Below are 22,159 nucleotides of genomic sequence, written 5' to 3' on the forward strand. Positions count from 1 at the left end.
GTTATGTTGCGTTATTTTGTGTTATTATAAATAAGTGATGGCTTCTTGCCCCATGTGCACCAATCACTAACGACTGTTCAATATCAGCTGTTTTAGAAGGTCCTGAAATAAAACATGAGAATCCTTCTTCTACCGTTAAGATTTTGTAGGCGTCATGTAATAAAGGAACTATTTTATCCGCCTTCAATATCACCATTAGATGCTGGGTAATGAATGGCAGAGCCCTGTACTTCATCTGGCTTTCCGTAATCCAGACAGCGGCATTTTCTGCTACGCCTATGCTACCTTCTATTACTGCTACCTCTACATCTTCCAACGTATGTGGATCATTTATTTCCTGATCCGTTATCTCTTCATTTTTTTCCTGCCATTCTCTGATATTATAAATCACTCTCTTATCAGGAGCGATATTTTTATTGATGTAGGCCAGAACTTCTGTACTATCTTCTATCAATGTTACTTGTGAGCCATTATTCTGAGCTGCCAGCGCAAAGTTCTCCAAAAGATTTTCAGATATGGAAATAAATGATACATCTGATGATAACTCATTTCCTATAGGTTTAACCTTTGCTATTCTTGATAAGATATCTTCTCTACTTCCCATTTCCTATATTCTTTTGATACCATTCTTTAAAACTTTCTTCTGGCATTTCCGGCATTTCCCGATGTTTATACCAGGGATTAGCACTGTTTTTAAGAAGAAATGGAACATACCGATAGCCTAATTTTATTGTTTTTTTCAGCTTCTCATATTTTTTCGCATTGCTTAAAGTTCTCGCCAGAAGCTTCATTGAGAAACTTTTCACGGGTTGTCCCATGCCGGAATTGATTATTTCCTGTCTTAATTCATAAAGCTGATTATGCAGATCAATCTTTACCGGGCATACATGGGTACAGGAACCACATAAGGTAGATGCGAAGGGCAGGTCTTTATAGTCTGCAATATTCCGTACCGGATTCAGAACAGACCCGATTGGGCCTGCTACAGCTGTATGATAGCTATGCCCGCCACTCCGTCTGTACACAGGACAGGTATTGAAGCAAGCTCCACAACGTATACATTTTAATGAATTTCTAAATTTTTCTTTACTCAATTGTTCTGATCTGCCGTTATCAACAATAACTATATGCATTTCCTGCCCGCCTCTTGGTTTCCTGAAATGACTGGTATAGGTTGTCATTGGCTGCCCGGTAGCACTTCTTGCGAGCAGGCGAAGAAAAACTCCTAAATGTTCCCGCCTGGGGATTATTTTTTCCAATCCCATGCAGGCGATATGTACCTTGGCCAGGTGAGCACCCATATCTGCATTTCCCTCGTTGGTACATACTATAAACTCACCTGTTTCTGCCACGGCAAAATTAACTCCCGTCAATGCTGCATGGCTTTGTAAAAATTTCTTCCTTAAATCCTGACGTGCTATTTCAGTAAGCTGCTGAGGGTCCGAAAGTCCTTTAGGACTACTGAGATTTTCGTGAAAAATATCTCCTATCTCTTCTTTCTTTTTATGAATACAAGGAAGCACAATATGACTTGGCTGTTCTTTAGCCAGCTGAACGATCCTTTCGCCAAGATCAGTATCAGTTACTTCAATGTCATTTTTTTCCAGATAATCATTCAGGTGGCATTCCTCTGTCAGCATAGATTTGCTCTTTACCATATATCTTACCTGATGTTCCTGAAGAATTGAAAGTACGATCTTATTATGCTCTTCAGCATCTTCAGCCCAATGTACTTTTATGCCATTAATCAAAGCATTTCGCTCAAATTCCATTAAATAGGTATCGAGGTTTGAAAGAACATTCAGTTTTATCTTTGAAGCCGTTTCCCTTAGCTTTTCCCAATCGGGTATCTGATGACTCTGCTTATCTCTTTTCTCACGGATAAACCATAGCGTTTCATTATGCCAGTCCACACGATTTTCATCCCGGTTAAATTGTTCTGCTAAAGAGGCATGGCTTTTCATCTGTTTACATTTTCAGTATTTAAAATTTCAGCGATGTGAATTATTTTCACCTCTTTTTTTTCTCTGTTTGCAATACCCTCCAGATGCATCAGACAGGACATGTCACAAGCCGTAATATATTCTGCACCGTTCTTAATATGGTCTGCCAGCCTGTCTTTACCCATTTTGGAAGAAACAGCTTCTTCTGTAATGCAGAAAGTTCCGCCAAAACCACAACATTCATCCTGCTTATCCAGCCGAATCAGCTCAATATTTTCCACCTGCTGTAATAATTGTTCTGGTTTCGAAAAGTAAGCCGCGGTCAACTCGCTCATTCCTGAAAGATGCAAGCCTCTCTGCCCATGACAGCTTTGATGAAAACCAACTTTATGGGGAAAAGATGCCTTCAGATTGTTAATGTTTAATACATCTGTCAAAAATTCTGTCAGCTCATAGATATTTTCCTGAATAGGTACAGCCTGATTCTCCTTATCTCCCTTCAGATGTTCCTTTATATGTAAAACGCAGCTCCCTGAAGGAGCAACTATTATATCAAAGTCTTTGAACTGTTTAATAAAATTTTTATTGGTTTCACAGGTGAGATTCTCGTAACCGGAGTTAGCCATTGGCTGCCCACAACATGTTTGCCCCATTGGATAAGTCACATTTACACCTAATTTTTTCAGCAGAGAATAAGTAGCTATTCCAACTTTAGGATACAGCACATCTACATAACATGGTATAAATAATCCAACTTTCATATCAATTCAACAAATATTTAAACAAAGTATTAAAATTTATTCAACCAAATTAGACTTTATATCGAAAACAAAATTCTCTCATTTTATCCAATTATTAAGGTATATTATCCAAAAAAATTCTATTTTTACTTTTTTATGACGAAATAACTAAGTAATGAAACCTCAGTTTCTGGAAATATCATCTGACACTTTACATTCTTTCAGTGCAAGAAAGGATGTAATGCCTGATGTGAATAATAAATGGCATTATCATACAGTTCTGGAACTTATCTATTTTCGAAAGGGATCGGGAACTCAATATGTAGGAAATACTATTGAAAGGTTTAAGGAAGGGGATGTAGTACTCATCGGGAAAAACCTGCCTCATTACTGGCAATTTGATACCAAATATTTTGAAAGCCCCAAAAGAAATAAGGTAGAGGTTTTTGTGGTTCATTTTGATGAAAATTTCTGGGGTGAAGAATTTTTACAACTTCCCGAAAATCATGACCTTAAAAAAATGCTTATTCTGAGCTCAAGGGGACTGCAAGTCAAAGGTGGATCCCGGGAAACGTTAACTCAATTAATTCCGGAGGTCATCAACAGTGACGGTACGATGAAAATCATCAAATTATTAGAAGCATTATCCTGTATCAGTAATTCTTTAGAATATGATTTTTTGGCTTCCTCTCATTTCAAATACCACTTTAATGAGGATGAAAAACGACGGATCCAGGAAATCTACAATTATACCTTATCCAGATATATGGAAAAAATCAGTTTGGAAGAAATTTCAGAAATCGCCAGCCTCAGTCCTAATTCTTTTTGTAAATTCTTTAAGTCTAAAACCGGGAAAACCTACACCCAGTTTGTGAATGAAATACGCATAGGAGATGCCTGCCAAAAATTAATAGAAGACCAAATGTCTGTAAAAGAAATTTGTTTTGCCAGTGGTTTCAACAATTTCACCAGCTTCCATGAATGCTTTAAAAATATTACCGGTAAAAGCCCTCTCAAATATCAACAACTCTATAGAAAATAAGGCTTAATCAACCCTATTTACAATAATCTGATAAAACCCGGCATACAACAAAAAGCTAAAATAGGTGTTTTACAGCTTTTTGTTCTATGTTGATTGAATAGCTGCACGAAAATAGGGATTATAATCGAGCACTTAATACCGTTATTTTGCTGAGTCCACAACTTTTGAGACTGATTCTTTTTGTGGCAATTTTTAAGCGATTTAAAAACTGCCACAGAAGAGCCACAAGCTTTTGGAGTATTTTTGAAAATTACAGCAACTGCTATAAATAAAAAATCCTGCAAAATCAGTGATTTGCAGGATTTATCTATTTTTGATGCTTTTTGAAAACTTCCGTTTTCGCATCTTGCGGAGAGAGGGATTCGAACTTAACATTAAATAACTGAAAACATAAAATTTACAACTTACTTTTAGAACATTGCCACCAAATTACCACAATTCTTATATTTTGATAATTTGTAAAATAAACTTCCTTGATTTAAAAAACTCTTTAATTTGAAATACAAACTTAAAAATAATTTTTATTTATTTTTTGCAATATTGAAAGATAAGCATTTGATAATTTATCAGTTACAATTCCTGCACTTACACATCTCAAAAGTAAAAATTGAAGTTACATTGACAAAGGTTTTCAAAAAAAATGAAAAATTGGATATGATAAAGACATATTCCAATTTCTCTCTTTTTTCGATTATACTTATTAATCTTATAAGTTTATATGTAAAAAATCGATTATTATGAATTAAATTTCTTAAGGTTTATTAATATCGAAGCAAAATCTATTTATTATACAATTGTTCTCTATAATTTATTCCCCATTCACTCATCACTTTGATTACTGAATGAAGCCCTTTTCCAAATTCAGTAAGTTCATATTCTACTGTTATAGGCATTGTATCTTTAACGGTACGTTTTATAAGTTTATTTAATTCCAGCTCTTTGAGCTCCTTCGAAAGGACTTTCGGAGCAATATCTTCAGTTTTTCTTTTTAAATCCATAAAACGCAAAGTTTCGTCATAATACAAATGGCTTATAATCAAACTCTTCCATTTACCACTTAGTAACTGGTTTGTATCTTTAATTCCTCGAATTTGTCTTAAACATTTTTCACCGAGTTCAAATTTTGCTTTCTTCACTTGTTGTTTTTTTATATAAATATAAGTAATATTCTTAAAAAGTATAGCAGCTTACTTAAAAGTAACTAATTACCATAAGGTAATCTATAGTGAAGCATTGTCACTTAAACAATAACTTTGAAAATATTGTTAAATCAACAAAAGTATCTCAACTTAAATTGTTGAATAAAGTCTTAGTATATTAAATAAATCACATGGATAAAAAGAATTTTAAATCAAAGAAAGTACTTATACCGTTAGTTTTTATCCTGATTATTGCGGGAGGGCTAGTGTTAATCTTTGCTTGGTCGGCAGATTTGATTGGAAACCGAACTACTACAAAAAGTTTTCTTAAAGATACACCAGAATCCTTCCCTGCCGGCTACCGGCGGGCACATTCAAAAGGAATTTGCTTTGAAGGTACTTTTCGTCCAACAGGAAAACTATCTCCTTTTTCAAAAGCAAGAGTATTCTCACAGGACTCCTCTTCCGTAATAGGTCGCTTTTCACTCGGAAGTGTTGATCCTTTTGCTGCGGACAATTCAACACGAACAGTTAGCATGGCTTTGATGATATCATCAGAAGATAATCAACAATGGAGAATGAAACTTAATAATCAGCCATTTTTTGTAACGCATGATGTTGAAGGTGTTATTAGACGCTCAGATGCTTACAAAATCGACAGCACGACCGGCAAGCCAAATCCAGAGCTAGTTGCAGCATTTCTTAAAGACTATCCCGAAGCTCAAAAATTTAATGATTGGGCAGAGAGCGCACCGTGGGTAAATAGTTTTGCAGGGGCTGAATATAATGTTATTAATTCGTTCTTTTTAGTTGATTCAGATGGTGATAAACATGCTGTTCGCTGGTCCATGAGACCACATGCTTCGTTTAATTCTTGGACGAAGGAGGAACGCCAACATGCCAGTCATGATTACCTTTTTGATGAGCTAAAAAGACGTCTTACAAAAGAATCCCTTTATTGGGATTTGGTTATAACTTTTGCTGAGCCAGGTGATGAAATTGAAAATTCAGCAAAACCTTGGCCCAAAAACCGTCGTCAAGTAGTTGCAGGTGTACTGGAAATAAAAAGAGTTTTTGATCAAACTGAAGGTGGCTGCAGGGATATTAACTTTGATCCAACAAAGGTACCATCGGGGATAGAAATATCCAAGGATCCTGTATTAACAGCAAGAGCAGGTATCTACGCTCATTCATATAATGCCCGGGTACGAGAGATAGGATACGGAAAAGCTACAGATGCCATTGGTAAAAAGAAGAACAGTAAAAACAAATAATATGGTACAACGTAAAAGTCCAAAACCCCAAACTATTGTGCATTTTAATATTGTTGCAAGAATTCTTCATTGGCTGATGGCTACCATGATATTATCAACAATTTTTATAGGTTTAGGTATGATGACATCTCTTGATAGCCGTCCTTGGTTGATTGATCTTCATATTCCAATAGGTGTTGCAATATTTGTTCTTTGCGTATTGCGCCTTATTAACAGAATTGCTAATCCTATTCCTGAATTACCGGATGAAATGCCAAAATTCGAAAAAAAGTTGGCTCACTGTATACATTGGGTCATGTATGCATTAATGATTGCTTTACCTTTAACTGGTTGGGCACAGTTATCTGCAGGTGGATTTCAAGTCAAATTATCCCCCACTATAATACTTCCAGAAATCCTTAATCAAAGTCCTCTTTTGTATGCATGGCTTCATGACATCCACAGAGTTTTGGCTTGGTTACTTTTTTTTATTGTAGTTGGGCACCTTTCCATAGCATTTTTGCATGCATTGGTAATAAAAGATGGGATATTTTCAAGCATGACTTGGGGCGGTAGGAAAATAAAAAAATAAGATTAAATTCTGAACTATTTGATCACAGAAAATGACTGTTATTAAAAATTAGGATCGGGGTTTGCTTATATACAACAAAAAAGAGGATCTTTTAATAAAAGACCCTCTCAGCGGAGAGAGAGGGAGTCCTGTCGAACTCTTAATACCATTATTAACATTCTTAAACAATATTAAATAGTTGATTTAAAACAACTTAATTATCTTCAATCTGTAGGGTCAACCAGAAGTAACTTTGTACACATTTTGTTCTTTAAAATTATAGTAAACAACTCCAAATTGGATAATTTTTAATTGAACTGCCAATAAAATAAATGTGGTTTGCTTTCTAATATTAGAGTACGGATTAAAAAAACTCGAACTCTTTTTTGGAGGATTTAAGAAAACTAAATGCTTTTTATAATACATTTATATCTTAGCAGGTGCCAATTCTTATAATAATTAAACAATTACATATACAATCCAAATAAATATAAATACATTCTTTAGCGGACTAAAATGAATTCTTAATTCAATTTCGACCTGTTTAATGAGATTAAATCACTGAAACATGCGATTTACAAATAGATTTAAAGTATATAACTTTAAATCGAAGGTGTATCACAACTAGACGAAGTGGGTTGAGAATCGTTTAAACGAAAACCCTTCTCATATAGGGGTACGGGAAAATTCCATAAAAAAGGCCGTTTTCATGAGTTGTGAGACGGCCTCGATTATACTTTGTTAAGATTCTGACATTGCTACCAGTCCTGAGAGGTTGGGCTAACCACAATATCATTGACGTTGACATTGGCAGGTTGGCTCAATGCAAATAAGACCGCATTGGCAACATCTTCAGACTCTATTGCCTGTTTGTTGAGTTCAGCTGCAATCAAAGCCCCCTCTTTATTGGTCACTTTATCCGCCCATCCGGTATTGATGACACCGGGGCTGATCAGGCTTATCTTAATGCCATTATGTACTGATACTTCTTTTCGGAGACTTTCTGTTATCGCTCTTACAAAGAATTTGGTTCCGTGGTATATTCCTGCACCCACATTGATATTGATCCCTGCGACAGAGCCCATATTGAGGATATGACCTGATTTCTGCTCTAATAATCCAGGAAGAACAGCTGCTATTGCATTCAGATATCCTTTGATATTGGTATCGATCATCTTATTCCATTCGTCAACGGCCACATCTTTCCATTGCGAAAAAAGCATAAGACCCGCATTGTTCACGAGATTGTCAATCCTTCCATAAGTAGCAATGGCAAAATCTGCCATCGCCTTCATCTGCTCAGCATCTGTGACATCTGCAACAAACACTTCTGCCTGTCCGCCCGCCTTTTCGATTTCCTGTTTCACTTTTGATATTTTGTCATCAGCCCTTGATACCAATAGGATTTTACTGCCTGCTTGCGCAAGTTTCAGTGCTGTTGCTGCTCCGATACCCGATGAGGCACCGGTGATGATCGTTACAGAATCTTTTAAATTTTCCATTTCGTTCTATTTTATTGAATGAGTATTGTTAGTAGAATTCTTTATTTTGAAAGATAGATTATAGGGTTTTCCTGCAATCTATCAAACGAAGCAAAAAAAGCTTTTGAATAAGGCTGTTCATTGTGGACTGCCAACCCCTCGGCATTTGTCCATTCTTCATTGAGGATGAAAACATTTTCATCGTCTATGCTCTGATGTACATCGTACCGGATACAGGCTTCCTCCTGTCTTGAAGCGCTGGGAAGAGCTTCCAGCATTGACTTAATTTCTTCAAGGTGTTCAGGCTTCGCTTTCACGATAGCCGTTAAAAAAATGCTCATAGATATATGCTTTTGATGTTAATTGACCGGCTGTTTTTTTGACTTTAGTATTATTTACTGCCAAAAGCCAGTTCATATGGTTTAGGTGCCGGAATTTCTGACCGGAGTTCTTTCGCCGCTTTTAAAGGAAAATAAGGATCTCTTAAAAGTTCACGGGCCATATAAATAAGATCGGCATCACCATTTGTTAAAATCGTTTCAGCTTGATGCGCATTGGTGATCATACCTACCGTTCCGACCAATAGTTGCTCTTTAACTTCGCGTTTGATTGCACTTGCATAGGGTAACTGGTAACCCGAGCCCACTGTAATTTTAGCATTGGGAACCGTACCTCCTGTTGACACATCCACAATGTCTATACCGGCGTCGACCAGTTTCCTGCTCAGCCAGACAGAATCCTCAATTTTCCAGCCTTCTTCCATCCAATCAGTTGCCGAAATACGTACGGCGATAGGAAGATCAACAGGCCATACTTTTTTCACCTCCGCGATAACTTCAAAAAGGAGCTTCGAACGGCTTTCCAGACTTCCACCGTAACCGTCTGTTCTTTTATTGGTAATAGGTGAAAGGAATTCATTTAAAAGGTAGCCGTGTGCACTATGGATTTCGATCAGTTCGAAACCTGCCTTCAAGGCTCTGATAGTCGCATCGACAAAAGCCTGTTTAACGGTAGCAATATCGTCGGCACTCATTGCTCTTGGTGTCTGCATTTCTGCAGAAAAGGGAATTGATGAAGGTGCTATCACTTCCCAGCCTTGTGCATCGCCGGGCATCAGAGGCTTGCTATCTTTTCCTGCAACCAGCTGGCTCCCTTTACGGCCTGAATGCGCAAGCTGGATACCTGGAACACTGCCATTGTTTTTAATAAAATCTGCGACCTTGCCCAATGGCACAATATGTTCATCTTTCCAGATGCCCAGGTCGCCTACGCCGATCCGACCATTTTCCATAACGGCTGTAGCTTCAAGCATCACTGCTCCGGCACCACCCATTGCCCTCGATCCATAATGTACCAGATGCCAGTCTGTGGCAAATCCATCTACTGATGAATACATGCACATTGGTGAGGTAAAAATTCTGTTTCTGAACGTGACTGATCTTACAGTCAACGGGCTAAATAATTTTGACATAAAATAATTTTCTAAAATAGAAAGGTAACATCGGATTGGGCTCAGAGCCTTTCGATATTACCTAAGACTATACATTTATTATTACTTGTTATAAAGATGGAACAGTTTGGCAACCACCTTCCATTCGCCGTTGATCTTGATGAGTGAATGGTAATCCGTAAAATCCTCATCTGCGGCATCGTGCTCCATCTCTACGCGCACGGTGGCTGTGGTCGGTGTTTTGTGCAACACAGTTACATTCGTAACAATATTGGGTGCAGCGCCGTATTTTTCAACGTAGGTATACAGGTTTTCTATGCTGCCTTGCGATAGGTCACTCCCAAGATGTCCATACATCACAGCATCCTTATAGAATGTTTTACGCAGCTGTTCCACATTACCTGTTTTCAATCCCTGCACATAACCTTCTACAACGTCCAATACATCCTGGTAATCCTGAACGGTATTGATATTCTTATTTAATGACATAATTTTTATTTTTTAGTATGATAAATTTTACTGATGATTTTCCATTTGTTTCCTTCCTTTACCAGGGTAAACAAATCGGCGAATCTGGTCGCCCCAAACTGCGATTCAATTCTGACGATTGCCACATCTTCTTCAACGTCTAAAGTGGTTAGCTCATAGCTTGCTTCACCCGGGCCGTTAGTGTCAAAAATGTCATACAATGTCTGTATGGGAACACTTTTTAATTCGCCGTTTTCTGTCCATGACATCGTAGCCGTCTTGGCAAAAGCTTCTTTTGCCGAACTGCTATCCCCGCTACGCCCGGATTCTACATACAGGTCTATGGCTTGCAGTATTCCAGTTTTTTGTTCTTCTGTACTTTGCATAATGTTATTATTATCTTTAATTCTTGTTTCATTACTGTTCCCGCAGGAAATCACTGTCAATAAGGAAATCACTACAAGAAAGGTAACCGTTGTTTTCATAAGACAAAATTACAGCGATAATCAGAGCAGTATTTTTCTAATACGTCCAAGTATTTTTACTATAAAGCTCTTTTTGATGTTCTTTATTCCTCAAGGTATCAGAAGACTATCTGATAATCTGCTGAATAGCTGCTTCTGAAAACAGGATATAGGAATACCATCGCTAACGCAATTGGTATGAGGCGTCAGCGGAAAAAATAGTGTGGGAAATGAATAGGAACTATAATGTTTCGAATGCTGCTGAAATTGGAGTTTCACCATCCTTCATCAGGATTACTTTCCCGATGGTAGAACTATTTTCAAGAATGGCTACTAAGGTATCAACAACATTTGATATTGAGTTGGGCATCGGTTTTTCGACCTGAAGGGAGATTTTTCCTGTTCCCGGTTCATCCGTTAATGTCCCTGGCTGTAATATGGTATAATCCAGTTGGGTCTGGGTGGAAAGATAGAGGTCTGCATAGTGCTTGGCAATATTGTAGTCGGTAATATTTACCAATCCCGGCTCATTCCAATGTTCCGGCTGTAATGCGAAGACCGAACTGAGCATGATATATCTTTTAATTCCGGCCCTTTCCGCCGCCTGCATTGTTTTTACCGCTCCGTGCAGATCAATCTGCAGAAGGTTTTTGCCTCGTGACCCCGAAACAAAATAAATGGCATCAGCTCCCCTAAAACCTGCTGAGAGTGTTTCAACATCACTCAACAGATCAATGTGGACCAGCATAATATTAGGATGAGCAATAGCTGTCTCTGTTTTTCTAGAGCCTGCCAGCACTTCATAATCCTTATCTGCCAGCTTTTTTACCAGGGCAGAACCCACGCGCCCGTTCGCGCCAATAACCAATACCTTCATGTCAGATCTATTTTAGTTTCGAAAGACGCTTGGCGCCTGTCCGTAATGTTCTTTGAAAATCCTTGAGAAATGCGATACATTCTCAAACCCGAGGGAATAGCAGATGTCAGCGACTGGCATATGCGTAGTCTCCAGGATCTCTTTGGCTTTTTCAAGTCTTTTTTCCCGTATCCAAGTCGCGGGAGTCATGTTATAGATTCCCTGAAAATCCCGCTTAAAACTGGACAGGCTCCTGCCCGAAAGATAGGCCAGTTCCGATAGTGATACCGGTGAAGCATAATGCTGTTCCACCACATGACGGATATCTGCCCGTACGGGCTCATGCAACTGCAGTATTTGTAAAAACATATTGCGGTTTCCCTCAGCAATATCATACAGAAGCTCCATTATTTTCAGGCGTAACTGACCCTGGTGCACAGTCGAATGGTCAAAAAAATAAGGCTTCATGGAATTGGCAAAAGCAACCAGGCATTCGTTCATAGGATAGACACCTGCTTTGACCTCCCCCTCGATCTTCGGAATTTTTATACCGGATGTTGCCAAAAAGGATTTCAAAAGGTCATCCTTTATACTGAACATCAGACTGTCATAGATATTGTCATTATCAGGATTACCAACCTTGTCATATTTCACGAACATTGCTTTCTTTAGAAGGATCATTTCATTCTTTCCAACGTTATATTCCTGCTTTCCATAGGTCAAAGCAACTGTTCCATCTAGCACAATAAGCAGCAGGTGTTCTTCGAGATACATAGTTCCCTTGGCCTCCATGCTGTGAATGCACTGTTCAATGACAGCACAGCCATCGAGCATCAGTACATTCTGCGAAACAGGCCCGCTGATCAGTGATGTTGGAACCTTTACTATTTTTTTCATATGCTACATTAGAACCTATAAGGCAAACATTTATAACACTTGTTTATCTGCATGCCCTTGTTATACAAAAATAAGCAATTTAAATGACGACAATACTTCTTAAAAGTCCATTTATTTTTTCTTTAAAGTCCAAACAGAAACAACTTTCGAGCAAACCGATAATATTTAAAAAAAATAATCTTTTTGAAATTTTTTAAGTGGTTGCTGTTTTTACGGAAAATTCCAGATATAATAGAATTGTCAAGGAGTTCCGGGCAAAAAAGACCGGACAAATGCCCGTCGTTACTTTTCGGAAATAACAATATTAAGCTATTTCACAATGAATTCTTTTCGCGTGGTTTCTACTGCTTCCCAAGTACCGGAAAAACCCGGTTGAAGAATAAAACTATCACCCGCTTTCACCTTAAGGTTTTTCCCGTTGTGGCATCTGAAATAATGGATTCACCGAAGAGAATACGGCAAAATTCCCAGTTGTCCACCGAAAACTTCCATTTCCCTTCTGTGCCTTCCCAAATACCGAAAGTCACGTTGAACTTCATCTATATTTTAATCACAATGCCACTCTCGTTCAAACTCCATGCATTGGTTACCTCTTCCAATGGAAATATTTTCAGGTCAACATATAGTTTACCGGTTGCAGCATATTCGAATATCTCGGGTAAGGAATTCAGCAGGTATCCTGAAAGTTCCTGCTTTGAAATACTACCAATTCCTGATCCCATCAGCACAATATTTTTGCTACGTAGGTTAGCCGAATTTAAATTGATGGCTGGTCCTGCCATTCCGCCTACGGTAATGATTTTTGTTTCTTTTTGAGACGGCAGCATTGACAGGGCTTCCAACAGCATTTCAGAAGGCCTTCCCCACAGATAATCAACAACAATGTCGAAAGGATGGGTACTGTATGCTTCCTTAAAGTCATTAATGACTTGTTCTTCCGGTTGATTGAGCGAAATGATGAGATCGGCACCCAATTCCTTTAATTTTTCAAGGACTTCAGGATTACGTCCTGTTGCAATGATGAAACCTGCATGGTGGAATTTTGCCATTTGCACGGCCATCATTCCCGTAGAACCCGTTGCGCCATTTATCAGTATAATATCGCCGACTTTTATGCTTCCCTTAAGCCGTAATGCGGCATCTGATCCTACCAAAAAATTAGGCAATGCTGCGGCAGTGCAATCATCTAACCCCTCAGGCACAATGACCCAATTGTCTTTTTGCACGATTGCTTTTTTCGCCATCATTCCCGTAATGCCCATGGCATAGATCCGTTGTCCGTTTTCTAATACAGCTACACCGTCCATACCCACAACTGCGGGTAAATTGTCATAGGTCGTATAATGTTTACCGGAAGCTCTCGCCAAATCTAAATGTTTGATCGAAGATGCCTTCACCTTAACTAAAACCTGATCGTTACTTTCCACGATAGGCTCTGCATGCTCTCCATAGAAGGGTATTGTGCCTATTTCTTTTAATATTGCTGCTTTCATTTTATTATTATTTACTGTAAAGTTGGGTCAAAAAATCTTTTGTGGTCGTTGGTCTTCTTCCCAGCAGAAATTCCAGATCTGTTTTTTCAGTTTGAAATTCACCCTTCCTGATCGCTTCGGCAAAGCCTGCAAACATTTCCACATATTCCGCAGGAACATGAGCTTTGGTTAAAGTCTCTTTGTAGATTTCTACCGTAGGGCTGACATACTTCACCTCTTTTCCTGTTATTTTACTTAAATCCAGAGCAATGTCTTTTAAGGATACATTTTCGGTATTGCTGATAGCATACTCTTTACTTTCGTGCTCCTTCGTTGTCATTACATTGGCCATTGCCTCAGCCATCTCTGCACGTAACGCAAATGCGAATTTTGTTTCCCCTGCCGGTAAAAAAATACCGGTTTCTAGCACTTTTTCACCCATTAACATGGGCAATACGTCGAGGTAAAGGTTGTTTCTGAAAATGGTATAATGCAAGCCGCTCGCTTTGATATGCTGCTCTGTATCAATATGCGATTTTGCAATAAACGAAATTGGTGATGACTCCGTTTCATTTTTTCGCTCGAAGCTGGTATAGAAAATATGTTTTACACCGGCTTCCCTGGCTGCATTGACCACATTTTCCTGTTGTTTTGCACGGCTGTCGGTGTCGGAACCGGAAACTAACAATAGTTTTTCGACGCCATCGAAAGCTGCTGTTAGCGAGACATAGTTATCGTACTCGCCAATTCTCAGGTTGATACCTCTATCTTTTAGATCTTCGGCTTTTGCCTCATCCCTAACCAATGCCGCGATTTTGTTTGCCGCAATTCCTTTTTTCAATAGAAAGTCTATGGTAGCCTTTCCAAAATTTCCAGTTGCCCCTGTTATTAATATCATCGTTTATTGTTTAATTATTTTTTTTAATTTCTAATTTTTAACTCTTTTCAGTCTTCCCGACAACTCAAAACCACTTCTTGCGTTCAATCCAATCAGCGTTAGGTTGGTTAGCCCAAGAATAAATTCTACAATCTGTGCTCCCAAAAACACACCATCTATGTTACCGTAATGCGATCGGTAAAACAGGAAGATCGCCAATGACATTAGCCCAATGCCGTTTAGCATCATCAGCTTCATTCTCTTTTTCTTGACCAGTATTATTTTATTTTGGGATTTGCCTGCCAGTTTTGTACCTGTAATATTCAGCGCAGGCATTGCAATAATCATTATCGGCATTGCACAGAGAATGAAAAATTTCACCTCCCTGATAAAGCCTGGGTCAGCCTTGATCTCGGCTATCACTGAAGTTGTAAAAAAGGCTACAATAGTAAGTGCTGCAACAATGGTAGCTGCAACGTGAATTTTGACTAATGACTTTCGTTTCATATTCCTCTGAATTGGTAATACAAAGGAAGTGATAAGTGTAGCCTTAAAATTGTAAAAATCGGAAATTCGATATGAGCTTGCGAAGCTCGCCGGGGGAATACCCAGTAATTTTTTTCAGGTCATTGATAAAATGTGCCTGGTCAAAATAATGATTATCGAAGGCGATGTCCGTCAAGGATTGGTCGGAATATTTAAGTTGATAGGCAACCTTCTTGATCTTTACGATCTGCAAATATTCCTTGGGCGAACATCCGATATGTTCATAAAAATGATTGCGTAGCGTCCTTTCAGTCGTATTTAACTGGCTTGACAGTTCTTCAATGCTGAGGTTTGTATCTGAGGTTTCGATCAGTTCGACCGCTCTTGTTATCAGCGATAGGTCTCTTACCAGGACATTATCCAGAAATATGTCTTCAATCACATCAAACATCTGTTCCGGGTCTGTACATACATTGATCTTATTTTGAAATTTAACGGCTATATCACCAAACAGATCCTCTGTATTGATGAGCCAGGGCAATTTATGAATGGGCTGTTTGGTAAAATAGGCCAATGCAAAGGGCTTGATGTGGGTTCCCAGTATTTTAACACGATCGGTTGTTGGCAGAATACTGATTTGGGTGGTGGAAACTTTGGTGATAATGATCTTTTCAATAACTGTTTCCTGCGTATTGTGGTTGGTCAAGGAAAAAGGCCTGTCAAAATAGTAGCAAAAAGTGATCCTTGGAAATGGCACAATAAATTCCGTTTTGCCGGAAAGTGCTTCCACAGGAATGTCCATAAAAAAGTAATCCTCAACAATACTTGCTAAGAATGCATTATAGGGCCTCCTTGTAGATATGTATTCATCCATAGCAAATTCCTGGTTGTGCTTCTATCATTTTAATCGACCGATGAAGTGATCATGGCCCGGTGTATCTTGCCCCAATCCCTCAATGCGGTAATGACCGGGCGTAGCGTCTTGGTGTGCTCCGTTACGGAATATTTCACTGTTGGAGGAAACGTATCATAAATGGTGCGTTTCACCAGTTTATTCACCTCCAGGTCTTTCAGCTCCTTGGATAGCATCCGGTCGCTGATGCCTTCTACAACACGGGCTATCTCTTTGAACCTGCTATTGCCATCCAGAATGGCAACGATGATGGGTAGCTTCCATGTTCCATTCAGTGCATATAGCGCATCCTTTTTGCCATCAGTTCATTGAGAGGGCAATCTTCCCCGTCATCCGGGGTCAAGCGAAGCTTAATCTTATTTATTCAAATTGGTTATATACTAACTAATAGTATAGCGCTTACTATAGGTTAGCAAATGTACGCTACATTTGTGGTATTAACAAAATAATATATACGATCAAAATGAAAAAGCTTTTAGAGCCTTATATGAAAGGAAAATTTAAATTAAAGAACCATATCGTAATGGCTCCCATGACTCGTAGCCGCGCAATAGGCAATATCCCCAACGAGCTATTGGCAGCCTATTACGAACACGCAGCTCAGCGGGACTGATCGTAACCGAAGGAACCGCTCCAAGTCCGGAAGCATTGGGCTATCCCCGTATCCCCGGCATTTTTTCGCAGGAACAGGTCGCCGGCTGGCAGAAGATCACTGAAGGTTAGTCCGTAGCTGCTTTTCTAACATGATTCAACATTTTTAAGTTAATAAATGTCAAGTTAAAGTACCCTCAAGTCAAGTCGTAAATGTATTTTACATGTTGACTATCAGTATGCTATGTGGTATTCTGCGGCATTTTTTTTTCCAAATAAAAATTGCCACGATTTTGCCACAAAAGTTTAGAGTGTTTTTGAAGATTTCGAACGATTTTTCCAAAAACAAAAAGCCTCCAATTATAAAAATTGAAGGCTTTAAAAGCTTTTTCGCACTTTAGAAGATTTATCATTCTCGCGATTGCGGAGAGAGAGGGATTCGAACCCCCGGACCTGTTACAGTCAATAGTTTTCAAGACTATCGCAATCGACCACTCTGCCATCTCTCCTTAAACCCCGGCTATACCGTTGTTTTCAGTGGTGCAAATATAGAACGATTTTTAATTTCTGCAAAACTTTTACCACGCAAATTCTAACAAAAATCAATAAGGAGCTTAAAATCAGGTGAATTATTTTCACTCATTGTGTCCGTAAAACCTCTGTCATTATATTCTACAACTAAAAACGTAGTCTTTAAAAGTCTTCAGGCCTTATTTCGTATAGAGTTTATCCACCCTATTCACCGTCTACGATGGCAATGAAACTATTTTTGATAAAATCCGACGGATATACAAACTGATCTCCATCGTCTCCCTTCACTACAATGGCTGCCTGCTCATCGTTCAGGCATTTATCCAACTGGGCTTTCATTTCATTAAGCCTTCCTTCTGCAATCTTAATAGTATACGTCCCTGTGACATGGGTGATTTTTATAATCTTTTTGTCCATATTATTTTTTTAAAGTTTGAAATCCAAATCTAGGTATTTTACTCTACGTGAGAGGTGTTTGTATGTACAAAATCAACATTTCCATTCTGTCATTCTGCAGGAATCTAAACAATTCTATTACTTATTTAATAAAAACAGCATCAAGCTCAAAATCCTAACCAATCAGGCTGGATTCCTAACAAATGACAAATCAGGAAAGTTTGTCTATAAGCAGTCTACTCTCCTGCTGGTTCGAACAATTCAATTTTATTTCCTTCAGGATCCAGGATGTGTACAAATTTTCCATATTCATAGGTGACCACCTCATCCAGAACAGTTACCCCTTCTTTTTTCAGCTCTTCTACCAATGCTTCAATATTTTCCACATGGTAATTGATCATAAATTCTTTTGTTGAAGGCTCAAAATATTGGGTAGACTCTTTAAAAGGACTCCACAGCGTATACCCTTTCTTATCCGAATCCACTTCTTTCCAGTCGAATTTGGTTCCGTAAGGGCTGGTTTCCAATCCCAGATGGGTCTTATACCATTCATTGATTTGTTCCGGTTCTTTACATTTAAAGAAAATTCCTCCGATGGCTGTTACTCTTTTCATTTTTAGTTTTTGTTAAGTTCTTTTAAATGGAATGCAAAATTCATATCGTTTTGTAGTTTCACAAATATATCAATGTTTTATTACCCATTTCATTATTCAATTGATTTTTTGATATTAATCACGAAGTGATTGTTGGAATACGCAAAGGCGCAAAGGTTGTATCTCAGATACAATTGATAATGCTATATTTTTACTGAAAATTTCTGATTTTCTTGCGTCTTACAATCATACATAAAAATTAAAAACTTTGCGCCCTTGCGATTTTCCAACAAAAACATGAACGCTGTATTATATTGTAAACGCTCTATATTAAGAATCCATATGAAAACAAAAAGCGCACCTTCAGGCACGCTTTGTATTTTATAAACTAAATATATTGCTGAAAAATCTTTGATTTTCTTGCGTCTTACGACCATACATAAAAAATTAAAAACTTTGCGTCTTTGCGATTTTCCAACAAAAACATAAACGCTGTATTATATTGTAAACGCTCTATATTAAGAATCCATATGACAAACAAAAAGCGCGTCTTCAGGCACGCTTTGTATTTTATAACTAAATATATTAGCTGTCATTTGCTGAAAAGTCTTTGATTTTCTTGCGTCTTACAACCATACATAAAAAATTAAAAACTTTGCGTCTTTGCGATTTTCCAACAAAAACATAAACGCTGTATTATATTGTAAACGCTCTATATTAAGAATCCATATGACAAACAAAAAGCGCACCTTCTGGTACGCTTTGTATTTTATAAACTGAATACTATTAATGTAATTCAGCTAAATATTTCTCAGCATCCATTGCAGACATACATCCACTTCCTGCAGCTGTGATAGCCTGTCTGTAGATATGGTCCTGAACATCTCCTGCAGCAAATACTCCCGGAAGATTCGTTCTTGAAGAACCTTTTTCAGTTAAGATATATCCGTTTTCGTCAAGATCTACCTGACCTGCAAAGATATCTGTATTGGGTTTATGACCAATAGCAATGAAAATTCCTTCAACCTCTACTTTAGAAATTTCCTGAGTTTGGTTATTAATGATTACGGCTCTTTCTACCAAGCTGTTCTCTCCTTCTATCCCGATTAACTCATGGTGGAACTTCACTTCGATATTAGGAGTGCTTTCCACTCTGTGGATCATTGCTTTTGAAGCTCTGAAAACATCTTTTCTCACCAATAGGGTTACCTTTCTGCATAATTTAGCCAGATAAGTAGCTTCTTCAGCGGCTGTATCTCCTGCTCCTACTACTACTACATCTTTTCCTCTGTAGAAGAATCCGTCGCATGTAGCACAAGCGGAAACCCCGCCTCCTGCATATTTTTTCTCGTCATCAAGACCTAAATATTTTGCTGTAGCTCCTGTAGAGATAATTACTGTTTTGGCAAGAATTTCTTTGTTTCCTGCATATAATTTGTGAACACCGCCTACTTCCTTAGAAAACTCAGCCTTAGTGATCATTTCATAATGAACTTTGGTATCAAATCTTTCTGCCTGTTTTTGCAGATCCATCATCATTTCAGGACCTGTAATCCCGGCTGGATACCCTGGAAAGTTATCAACTTCTGTAGTGGTTGTTAATTGTCCGCCCGGCTCCAAACCTGTATATAATTCAGGTTTCAAGTCTGCTCTTGCTGCATAGATAGCAGCGGTGAAGCCAGAAGGCCCAGATCCAACGATCACACAATCTAAAATGTTTTGCTCCATAATTTACTTGTTCGAAAAGATTTAATTAAATTAAGACTGCTAATTTCGGAATTTTTATGGTCTTTTTAAAGTTATTTTAATGATACTTGTCAATAACAGATATATCGGCTGTCAATTGATAGTTGATAGTTGATAGTTGATAGTTGATAGTTGATAGTTGATAGTTGATAGTGCAAAATTAAAATACAGAATGTCCGGTATTTATTTTAATTAAAGAAATTATTGGTTAAATTTCATTCTCTATTTTTTCAACGTTCTGTTTTCCAACTCACGGCAGCATCCATCTCACCAGTTCTCCACGCTCCACAAGATTCCAAGAATGAGGGTGTTTTTTTCCGTTAGCTCTTATTCCACGGTTTTTGGTTTCTATATATTCTGACTTTTGACTTCCAAGATTGAGTAATGACTTATTAGCTTTTTTAAGCACAAACGCATTAAGATCTTCCCATTTTCTACCTTTATTTTGCTGTTGCCATTCCAGGTCCGGTTCACAGTAGAACCTTGTTTTAATTCCTTTTAAATATTGAATATTTTCAATTGAATTAGACAAAATCAGGTAAGGTGAAGCTGTTTTATATTTCCCTTGATTTTCAGATGGTTTCCCCAGTTCTTTTTCAAAAAGCTCAACCAGAAATTTCCCTTCTTCAGCGGCATCAGCATCTATATTAGCTGAAATATCCTTTTGAGCATTATAATACAGCTGTTCCAGATCAATAGGAGAATCTATTACGAACATCCCTTTGGGCTGAACAGAATTATTATTTTTTATTAAATAACCTGAAAGTAAAAACGCGATATTACCTCCACCGGAAAAACCACCGATGAAAACATTTTTCTTATCAACGTTATGTTGATCCAATATAGAAAGTAAAGTTTCTGAGTATTCTTCTTTTTCAGCTTCCGTTAAAAAGAGCTTCTGATTATAGTCTAAAAGCAGCGTTGTAATTCCATCTTTCTCTATATCTTTCAGGAAGCCTGCTTCCATCTTTGTATGCTCAATATCACAAGGAAAACAAGGAAATAAAACCAGAACCGCTTTTTGATTTTCAGATTTTTTCAATTCATAATGATCTCCTTTTATAAATTGGCCCTCAACCTTCTTTGCTGTACAGCTTAGGAAAATCACAGATAAAACTATCAAAAAAAGAATTTTTCGCATCAACACCTATATTTTAAAACCTAAAAAAATATCCTGTAAAATTCAAATTCCCCTGATTCGTAAAAATTTAGACTTTCATCTTAATTTTATCTACATTAATGATCTTATACACCAGTTCCTTAATGAGTTCTGCTTCCCCCATATTTACCGCACCAAGACCTTTTCCTTTCATATCAAATTCTCTTAAAATAGATATCACTCTTGTGGCATGTTTTAAAGGATATAACCTGGCACTTTCCGCATAATCTTTAATGAAATACGGATTAACTCCCATTTGTGAAGCAATAGTTTGCGGGGGCTGCCCAGCCATGGTCTGATAAATAATAACGTTGGAAAAATAGTTATACAGACTTGCAAGCAGCATTACAAAAGGGTTATTCTTAGGGTTTTTTCCCATAAAATGGGCAATTTTAAAGGCTGCATTGGCATTTTTTGTTCCCAAGGCCTTCTGAAGTTCAAAAACATTGTATTCTTTACTGATTCCAATATGGTTTTCAACAATTGTTCCATCCAGTACTTCCCCTTCTTTAAGGATGATCTTTAATTTATTCAGCTCGTTGGCAATTCTGGAAAGATCATTTCCCAGATATTCTGCCAGGAGATGTGAAATATTGGGAGCTGTTTTTATATTAAGTTTTGTGCACTCATCTGCAATCCATTTCGGAAGATTATTTTCCTTTACAGACTCACTAAGGAAAAGAGCTTTGGCTTTATCTAAAGCTTTAGCTGCTTTTTTCCGGCTGTCCAGTTTTTTATGTTTGTGTGCGAAAACCAGTACGGTAGAAGGTACCGGGTTTTCAACATAGGATTCCAGAATTCGGTTTTCGTCTTCATTCAACCTCAGATCCTGTGCTTCTTTAACGATGATCACCTGTTTGTCTCCCATCATCGGAAACTGCCTTGCCAGAGAAAGAACTTCCTGGTAAGAAGTATCTTTTCCATAGGTAACCGTTTGATTGAAAGCTTTTTCATCTTCCTCCAAAAAGTTATGCTCAAGGGCTTTTACAGCAACATCAATAAAGTAGGCTTCTTCTCCGTGGAAAAAATAAATAGGTAAAACTTCTTTATTTTTAATATTTTTGAGGATTAAATCTAATTCTTTCATCTTA

24 protein-coding genes, 1 tRNA gene and 2 pseudogenes are annotated in these 22,159 nt (G+C 37.8%); 4 read left to right on the forward strand and 23 right to left on the reverse strand.

The genetic code is table 11. The annotated features are described in order from the left end of the window. Window position 1: 1 nt before the first annotated feature. From MP478_RS19270 to MP478_RS19280, 3 genes are read right to left on the reverse strand one after another with little or no spacing between them, the layout of a single operon-like run. Window positions 2-604, reverse strand: coding sequence for an LUD domain-containing protein (locus MP478_RS19270; protein WP_257201368.1), 603 nt, complete (start codon window positions 602-604; stop codon window positions 2-4). After that, a complete protein-coding gene (locus MP478_RS19275) occupies window positions 594-1,964 on the reverse strand; it encodes a lactate utilization protein B (RefSeq protein WP_257201369.1) in 1,371 nt (456 codons plus the stop codon). The genes MP478_RS19270 and MP478_RS19275 overlap by 11 nt, the downstream gene beginning before the upstream one ends. After that, window positions 1,961-2,704, reverse strand: a complete 744-nt coding sequence (locus MP478_RS19280) for a (Fe-S)-binding protein (RefSeq protein ID WP_257201370.1) — start codon at window positions 2,702-2,704, stop codon at window positions 1,961-1,963. The genes MP478_RS19275 and MP478_RS19280 overlap by 4 nt, the downstream gene beginning before the upstream one ends. Window positions 2,705-2,858: 154 nt before the next feature. Here MP478_RS19280 and MP478_RS19285 point away from each other — a divergent pair, with 154 nt between their 5' ends. After that, on the forward strand, window positions 2,859-3,725 hold the full coding sequence (locus MP478_RS19285) for an AraC family transcriptional regulator (RefSeq protein ID WP_257201371.1): 867 nt from the start codon (window positions 2,859-2,861) through the stop codon (window positions 3,723-3,725). Window positions 3,726-4,504: 779 nt separating this feature from the next. On the opposite strand, the gene MP478_RS19290 is transcribed toward MP478_RS19285, so the two are convergent. Further along, window positions 4,505-4,861: a helix-turn-helix domain-containing protein gene (locus MP478_RS19290; protein WP_257201372.1), complete on the reverse strand. Its 357-nt coding sequence runs from the start codon at window positions 4,859-4,861 to the stop codon at window positions 4,505-4,507. A gap of 194 nt (window positions 4,862-5,055) precedes the next feature. On the opposite strand from MP478_RS19290, the gene MP478_RS19295 reads away from it, so the two are divergent. Then, the gene (locus tag MP478_RS19295) at window positions 5,056-6,138 is read left to right on the forward strand and encodes a catalase family peroxidase (RefSeq protein ID WP_257191105.1); all 1,083 of its coding nucleotides are present in this window, start codon (window positions 5,056-5,058) and stop codon (window positions 6,136-6,138) included. 1 nt (window position 6,139) lies between these two features. Further along, entirely contained in the window at window positions 6,140-6,709 is a 570-nt protein-coding gene (locus tag MP478_RS19300) for a cytochrome b (RefSeq protein WP_257191104.1), read from the forward strand. 737 nt (window positions 6,710-7,446) lie between these two features. On the opposite strand, the gene MP478_RS19305 is transcribed toward MP478_RS19300, so the two are convergent. The 13 genes and pseudogenes from MP478_RS19305 to MP478_RS19365 form a co-directional block, all read right to left on the reverse strand. Further along, window positions 7,447-8,190, reverse strand: coding sequence for an SDR family oxidoreductase (locus tag MP478_RS19305; RefSeq protein WP_257191103.1), 744 nt, complete (start codon window positions 8,188-8,190; stop codon window positions 7,447-7,449). A gap of 41 nt (window positions 8,191-8,231) precedes the next feature. Then, a complete protein-coding gene (locus MP478_RS19310; protein WP_257191102.1) occupies window positions 8,232-8,510 on the reverse strand; it encodes a putative quinol monooxygenase in 279 nt (92 codons plus the stop codon). A 50-nt stretch (window positions 8,511-8,560) separates the two neighbouring features. Next, on the reverse strand, window positions 8,561-9,640 hold the full coding sequence (locus tag MP478_RS19315) for an NADH:flavin oxidoreductase/NADH oxidase (protein ID WP_257191101.1): 1,080 nt from the start codon (window positions 9,638-9,640) through the stop codon (window positions 8,561-8,563). Between the two features lie 81 nt (window positions 9,641-9,721). Further along, window positions 9,722-10,108: a nuclear transport factor 2 family protein gene (locus MP478_RS19320; RefSeq protein WP_257191100.1), complete on the reverse strand. Its 387-nt coding sequence runs from the start codon at window positions 10,106-10,108 to the stop codon at window positions 9,722-9,724. A gap of 5 nt (window positions 10,109-10,113) precedes the next feature. After that, window positions 10,114-10,572 carry a nuclear transport factor 2 family protein gene (locus MP478_RS19325; RefSeq protein ID WP_257191099.1) on the reverse strand — a complete coding sequence of 153 codons (459 nt, stop codon included), beginning with the start codon at window positions 10,570-10,572 and terminating at the stop codon, window positions 10,114-10,116. Window positions 10,573-10,792: 220 nt separating this feature from the next. After that, window positions 10,793-11,428: an SDR family oxidoreductase gene (locus MP478_RS19330; protein WP_257191098.1), complete on the reverse strand. Its 636-nt coding sequence runs from the start codon at window positions 11,426-11,428 to the stop codon at window positions 10,793-10,795. A 12-nt stretch (window positions 11,429-11,440) separates the two neighbouring features. Then, the gene (locus MP478_RS19335; protein WP_257191097.1) at window positions 11,441-12,304 is read right to left on the reverse strand and encodes an AraC family transcriptional regulator; all 864 of its coding nucleotides are present in this window, start codon (window positions 12,302-12,304) and stop codon (window positions 11,441-11,443) included. A gap of 309 nt (window positions 12,305-12,613) precedes the next feature. Continuing rightward, window positions 12,614-12,843 (reverse strand): annotated as a pseudogene (locus tag MP478_RS22625) (cupin domain-containing protein). After that, entirely contained in the window at window positions 12,844-13,797 is a 954-nt protein-coding gene (locus MP478_RS19345) for a zinc-binding dehydrogenase (RefSeq protein WP_257191095.1), read from the reverse strand. It abuts the pseudogene before it with no gap. Between the two features lie 7 nt (window positions 13,798-13,804). Then, window positions 13,805-14,674, reverse strand: a complete 870-nt coding sequence (locus tag MP478_RS19350) for an SDR family oxidoreductase (protein WP_257191094.1) — start codon at window positions 14,672-14,674, stop codon at window positions 13,805-13,807. A gap of 30 nt (window positions 14,675-14,704) precedes the next feature. Further along, on the reverse strand, window positions 14,705-15,160 hold the full coding sequence (locus MP478_RS19355; protein WP_257191093.1) for a hypothetical protein: 456 nt from the start codon (window positions 15,158-15,160) through the stop codon (window positions 14,705-14,707). Window positions 15,161-15,203: 43 nt separating this feature from the next. After that, complete coding sequence (locus MP478_RS19360) at window positions 15,204-16,013, reverse strand: AraC family transcriptional regulator (RefSeq protein ID WP_257201373.1); 810 nt, start codon at window positions 16,011-16,013, stop codon at window positions 15,204-15,206. 29 nt (window positions 16,014-16,042) lie between these two features. Further along, entirely contained in the window at window positions 16,043-16,327 is a 285-nt protein-coding gene (locus tag MP478_RS19365; RefSeq protein WP_257201423.1) for a helix-turn-helix domain-containing protein, read from the reverse strand. Window positions 16,328-16,515: 188 nt separating this feature from the next. Between MP478_RS19365 and MP478_RS19370 the strand changes: the two are divergent. Then, a pseudogene (locus MP478_RS19370) lies at window positions 16,516-16,769 on the forward strand (alkene reductase); the annotation flags it as partial. A gap of 298 nt (window positions 16,770-17,067) precedes the next feature. Here MP478_RS19370 and MP478_RS19375 read toward each other — a convergent pair. From MP478_RS19375 to holA, 6 genes are all read right to left on the reverse strand, one after another. Continuing rightward, a tRNA-Ser gene (locus MP478_RS19375) sits at window positions 17,068-17,152 on the reverse strand. A gap of 226 nt (window positions 17,153-17,378) precedes the next feature. Further along, window positions 17,379-17,591: a glyceraldehyde-3-phosphate dehydrogenase gene (locus MP478_RS19380; protein WP_230034836.1), complete on the reverse strand. Its 213-nt coding sequence runs from the start codon at window positions 17,589-17,591 to the stop codon at window positions 17,379-17,381. A 215-nt stretch (window positions 17,592-17,806) separates the two neighbouring features. Next, window positions 17,807-18,184 carry a VOC family protein gene (locus MP478_RS19385; RefSeq protein WP_230034834.1) on the reverse strand — a complete coding sequence of 126 codons (378 nt, stop codon included), beginning with the start codon at window positions 18,182-18,184 and terminating at the stop codon, window positions 17,807-17,809. A gap of 765 nt (window positions 18,185-18,949) precedes the next feature. Next, window positions 18,950-19,891 (reverse strand): thioredoxin-disulfide reductase, encoded by a 942-nt coding sequence (gene trxB / locus MP478_RS19390; RefSeq protein ID WP_230034832.1) that lies wholly within the window; start codon window positions 19,889-19,891, stop codon window positions 18,950-18,952. Window positions 19,892-20,159: 268 nt separating this feature from the next. Then, window positions 20,160-21,032: a hypothetical protein gene (locus tag MP478_RS19395; protein ID WP_257201374.1), complete on the reverse strand. Its 873-nt coding sequence runs from the start codon at window positions 21,030-21,032 to the stop codon at window positions 20,160-20,162. Window positions 21,033-21,117: 85 nt separating this feature from the next. Then, complete coding sequence (gene holA / locus MP478_RS19400) at window positions 21,118-22,155, reverse strand: DNA polymerase III subunit delta (protein WP_257191090.1); 1,038 nt, start codon at window positions 22,153-22,155, stop codon at window positions 21,118-21,120. Between the last annotated feature and the right edge of the window lie 4 nt (window positions 22,156-22,159).

Origin of the sequence: Chryseobacterium sp. WG14 (assembly GCF_024586945.1) — a bacterium.
Classification (GTDB): domain Bacteria; phylum Bacteroidota; class Bacteroidia; order Flavobacteriales; family Weeksellaceae; genus Chryseobacterium.

Bases quoted from the DNA above. Each gene is read 5' to 3' on its own strand.
- MP478_RS19270 (WP_257201368.1), bottom strand. From the start codon at position 604: ATGGGAAGTAGAGAAGATATCTTATCAAGAATAGCAAAGGTTAAACCT.
- MP478_RS19275 (WP_257201369.1), bottom strand. From the start codon at position 1,964: ATGAAAAGCCATGCCTCTTTAGCAGAACAATTTAACCGGGATGAAAAT.
- MP478_RS19280 (WP_257201370.1), bottom strand. From the start codon at position 2,704: ATGAAAGTTGGATTATTTATACCATGTTATGTAGATGTGCTGTATCCT.
- MP478_RS19285 (WP_257201371.1), top strand. From the start codon at position 2,859: ATGAAACCTCAGTTTCTGGAAATATCATCTGACACTTTACATTCTTTC.
- MP478_RS19295 (WP_257191105.1), top strand. From the start codon at position 5,056: ATGGATAAAAAGAATTTTAAATCAAAGAAAGTACTTATACCGTTAGTT.
- MP478_RS19300 (WP_257191104.1), top strand. From the start codon at position 6,140: ATGGTACAACGTAAAAGTCCAAAACCCCAAACTATTGTGCATTTTAAT.
- MP478_RS19305 (WP_257191103.1), bottom strand. From the start codon at position 8,190: ATGGAAAATTTAAAAGATTCTGTAACGATCATCACCGGTGCCTCATCG.
- MP478_RS19310 (WP_257191102.1), bottom strand. From the start codon at position 8,510: ATGAGCATTTTTTTAACGGCTATCGTGAAAGCGAAGCCTGAACACCTT.
- MP478_RS19315 (WP_257191101.1), bottom strand. From the start codon at position 9,640: ATGTCAAAATTATTTAGCCCGTTGACTGTAAGATCAGTCACGTTCAGA.
- MP478_RS19320 (WP_257191100.1), bottom strand. From the start codon at position 10,108: ATGTCATTAAATAAGAATATCAATACCGTTCAGGATTACCAGGATGTA.
- MP478_RS19325 (WP_257191099.1), bottom strand. From the start codon at position 10,572: ATGAAAACAACGGTTACCTTTCTTGTAGTGATTTCCTTATTGACAGTG.
- MP478_RS19330 (WP_257191098.1), bottom strand. From the start codon at position 11,428: ATGAAGGTATTGGTTATTGGCGCGAACGGGCGCGTGGGTTCTGCCCTG.
- MP478_RS19335 (WP_257191097.1), bottom strand. From the start codon at position 12,304: ATGAAAAAAATAGTAAAGGTTCCAACATCACTGATCAGCGGGCCTGTT.
- MP478_RS19345 (WP_257191095.1), bottom strand. From the start codon at position 13,797: ATGAAAGCAGCAATATTAAAAGAAATAGGCACAATACCCTTCTATGGA.
- MP478_RS19350 (WP_257191094.1), bottom strand. From the start codon at position 14,674: ATGATATTAATAACAGGGGCAACTGGAAATTTTGGAAAGGCTACCATA.
- MP478_RS19355 (WP_257191093.1), bottom strand. From the start codon at position 15,160: ATGAAACGAAAGTCATTAGTCAAAATTCACGTTGCAGCTACCATTGTT.
- MP478_RS19360 (WP_257201373.1), bottom strand. From the start codon at position 16,013: ATGGATGAATACATATCTACAAGGAGGCCCTATAATGCATTCTTAGCA.
- MP478_RS19380 (WP_230034836.1), bottom strand. From the start codon at position 17,591: ATGGACAAAAAGATTATAAAAATCACCCATGTCACAGGGACGTATACT.
- MP478_RS19385 (WP_230034834.1), bottom strand. From the start codon at position 18,184: ATGAAAAGAGTAACAGCCATCGGAGGAATTTTCTTTAAATGTAAAGAA.
- trxB (WP_230034832.1), bottom strand. From the start codon at position 19,891: ATGGAGCAAAACATTTTAGATTGTGTGATCGTTGGATCTGGGCCTTCT.
- holA (WP_257191090.1), bottom strand. From the start codon at position 22,155: ATGAAAGAATTAGATTTAATCCTCAAAAATATTAAAAATAAAGAAGTT.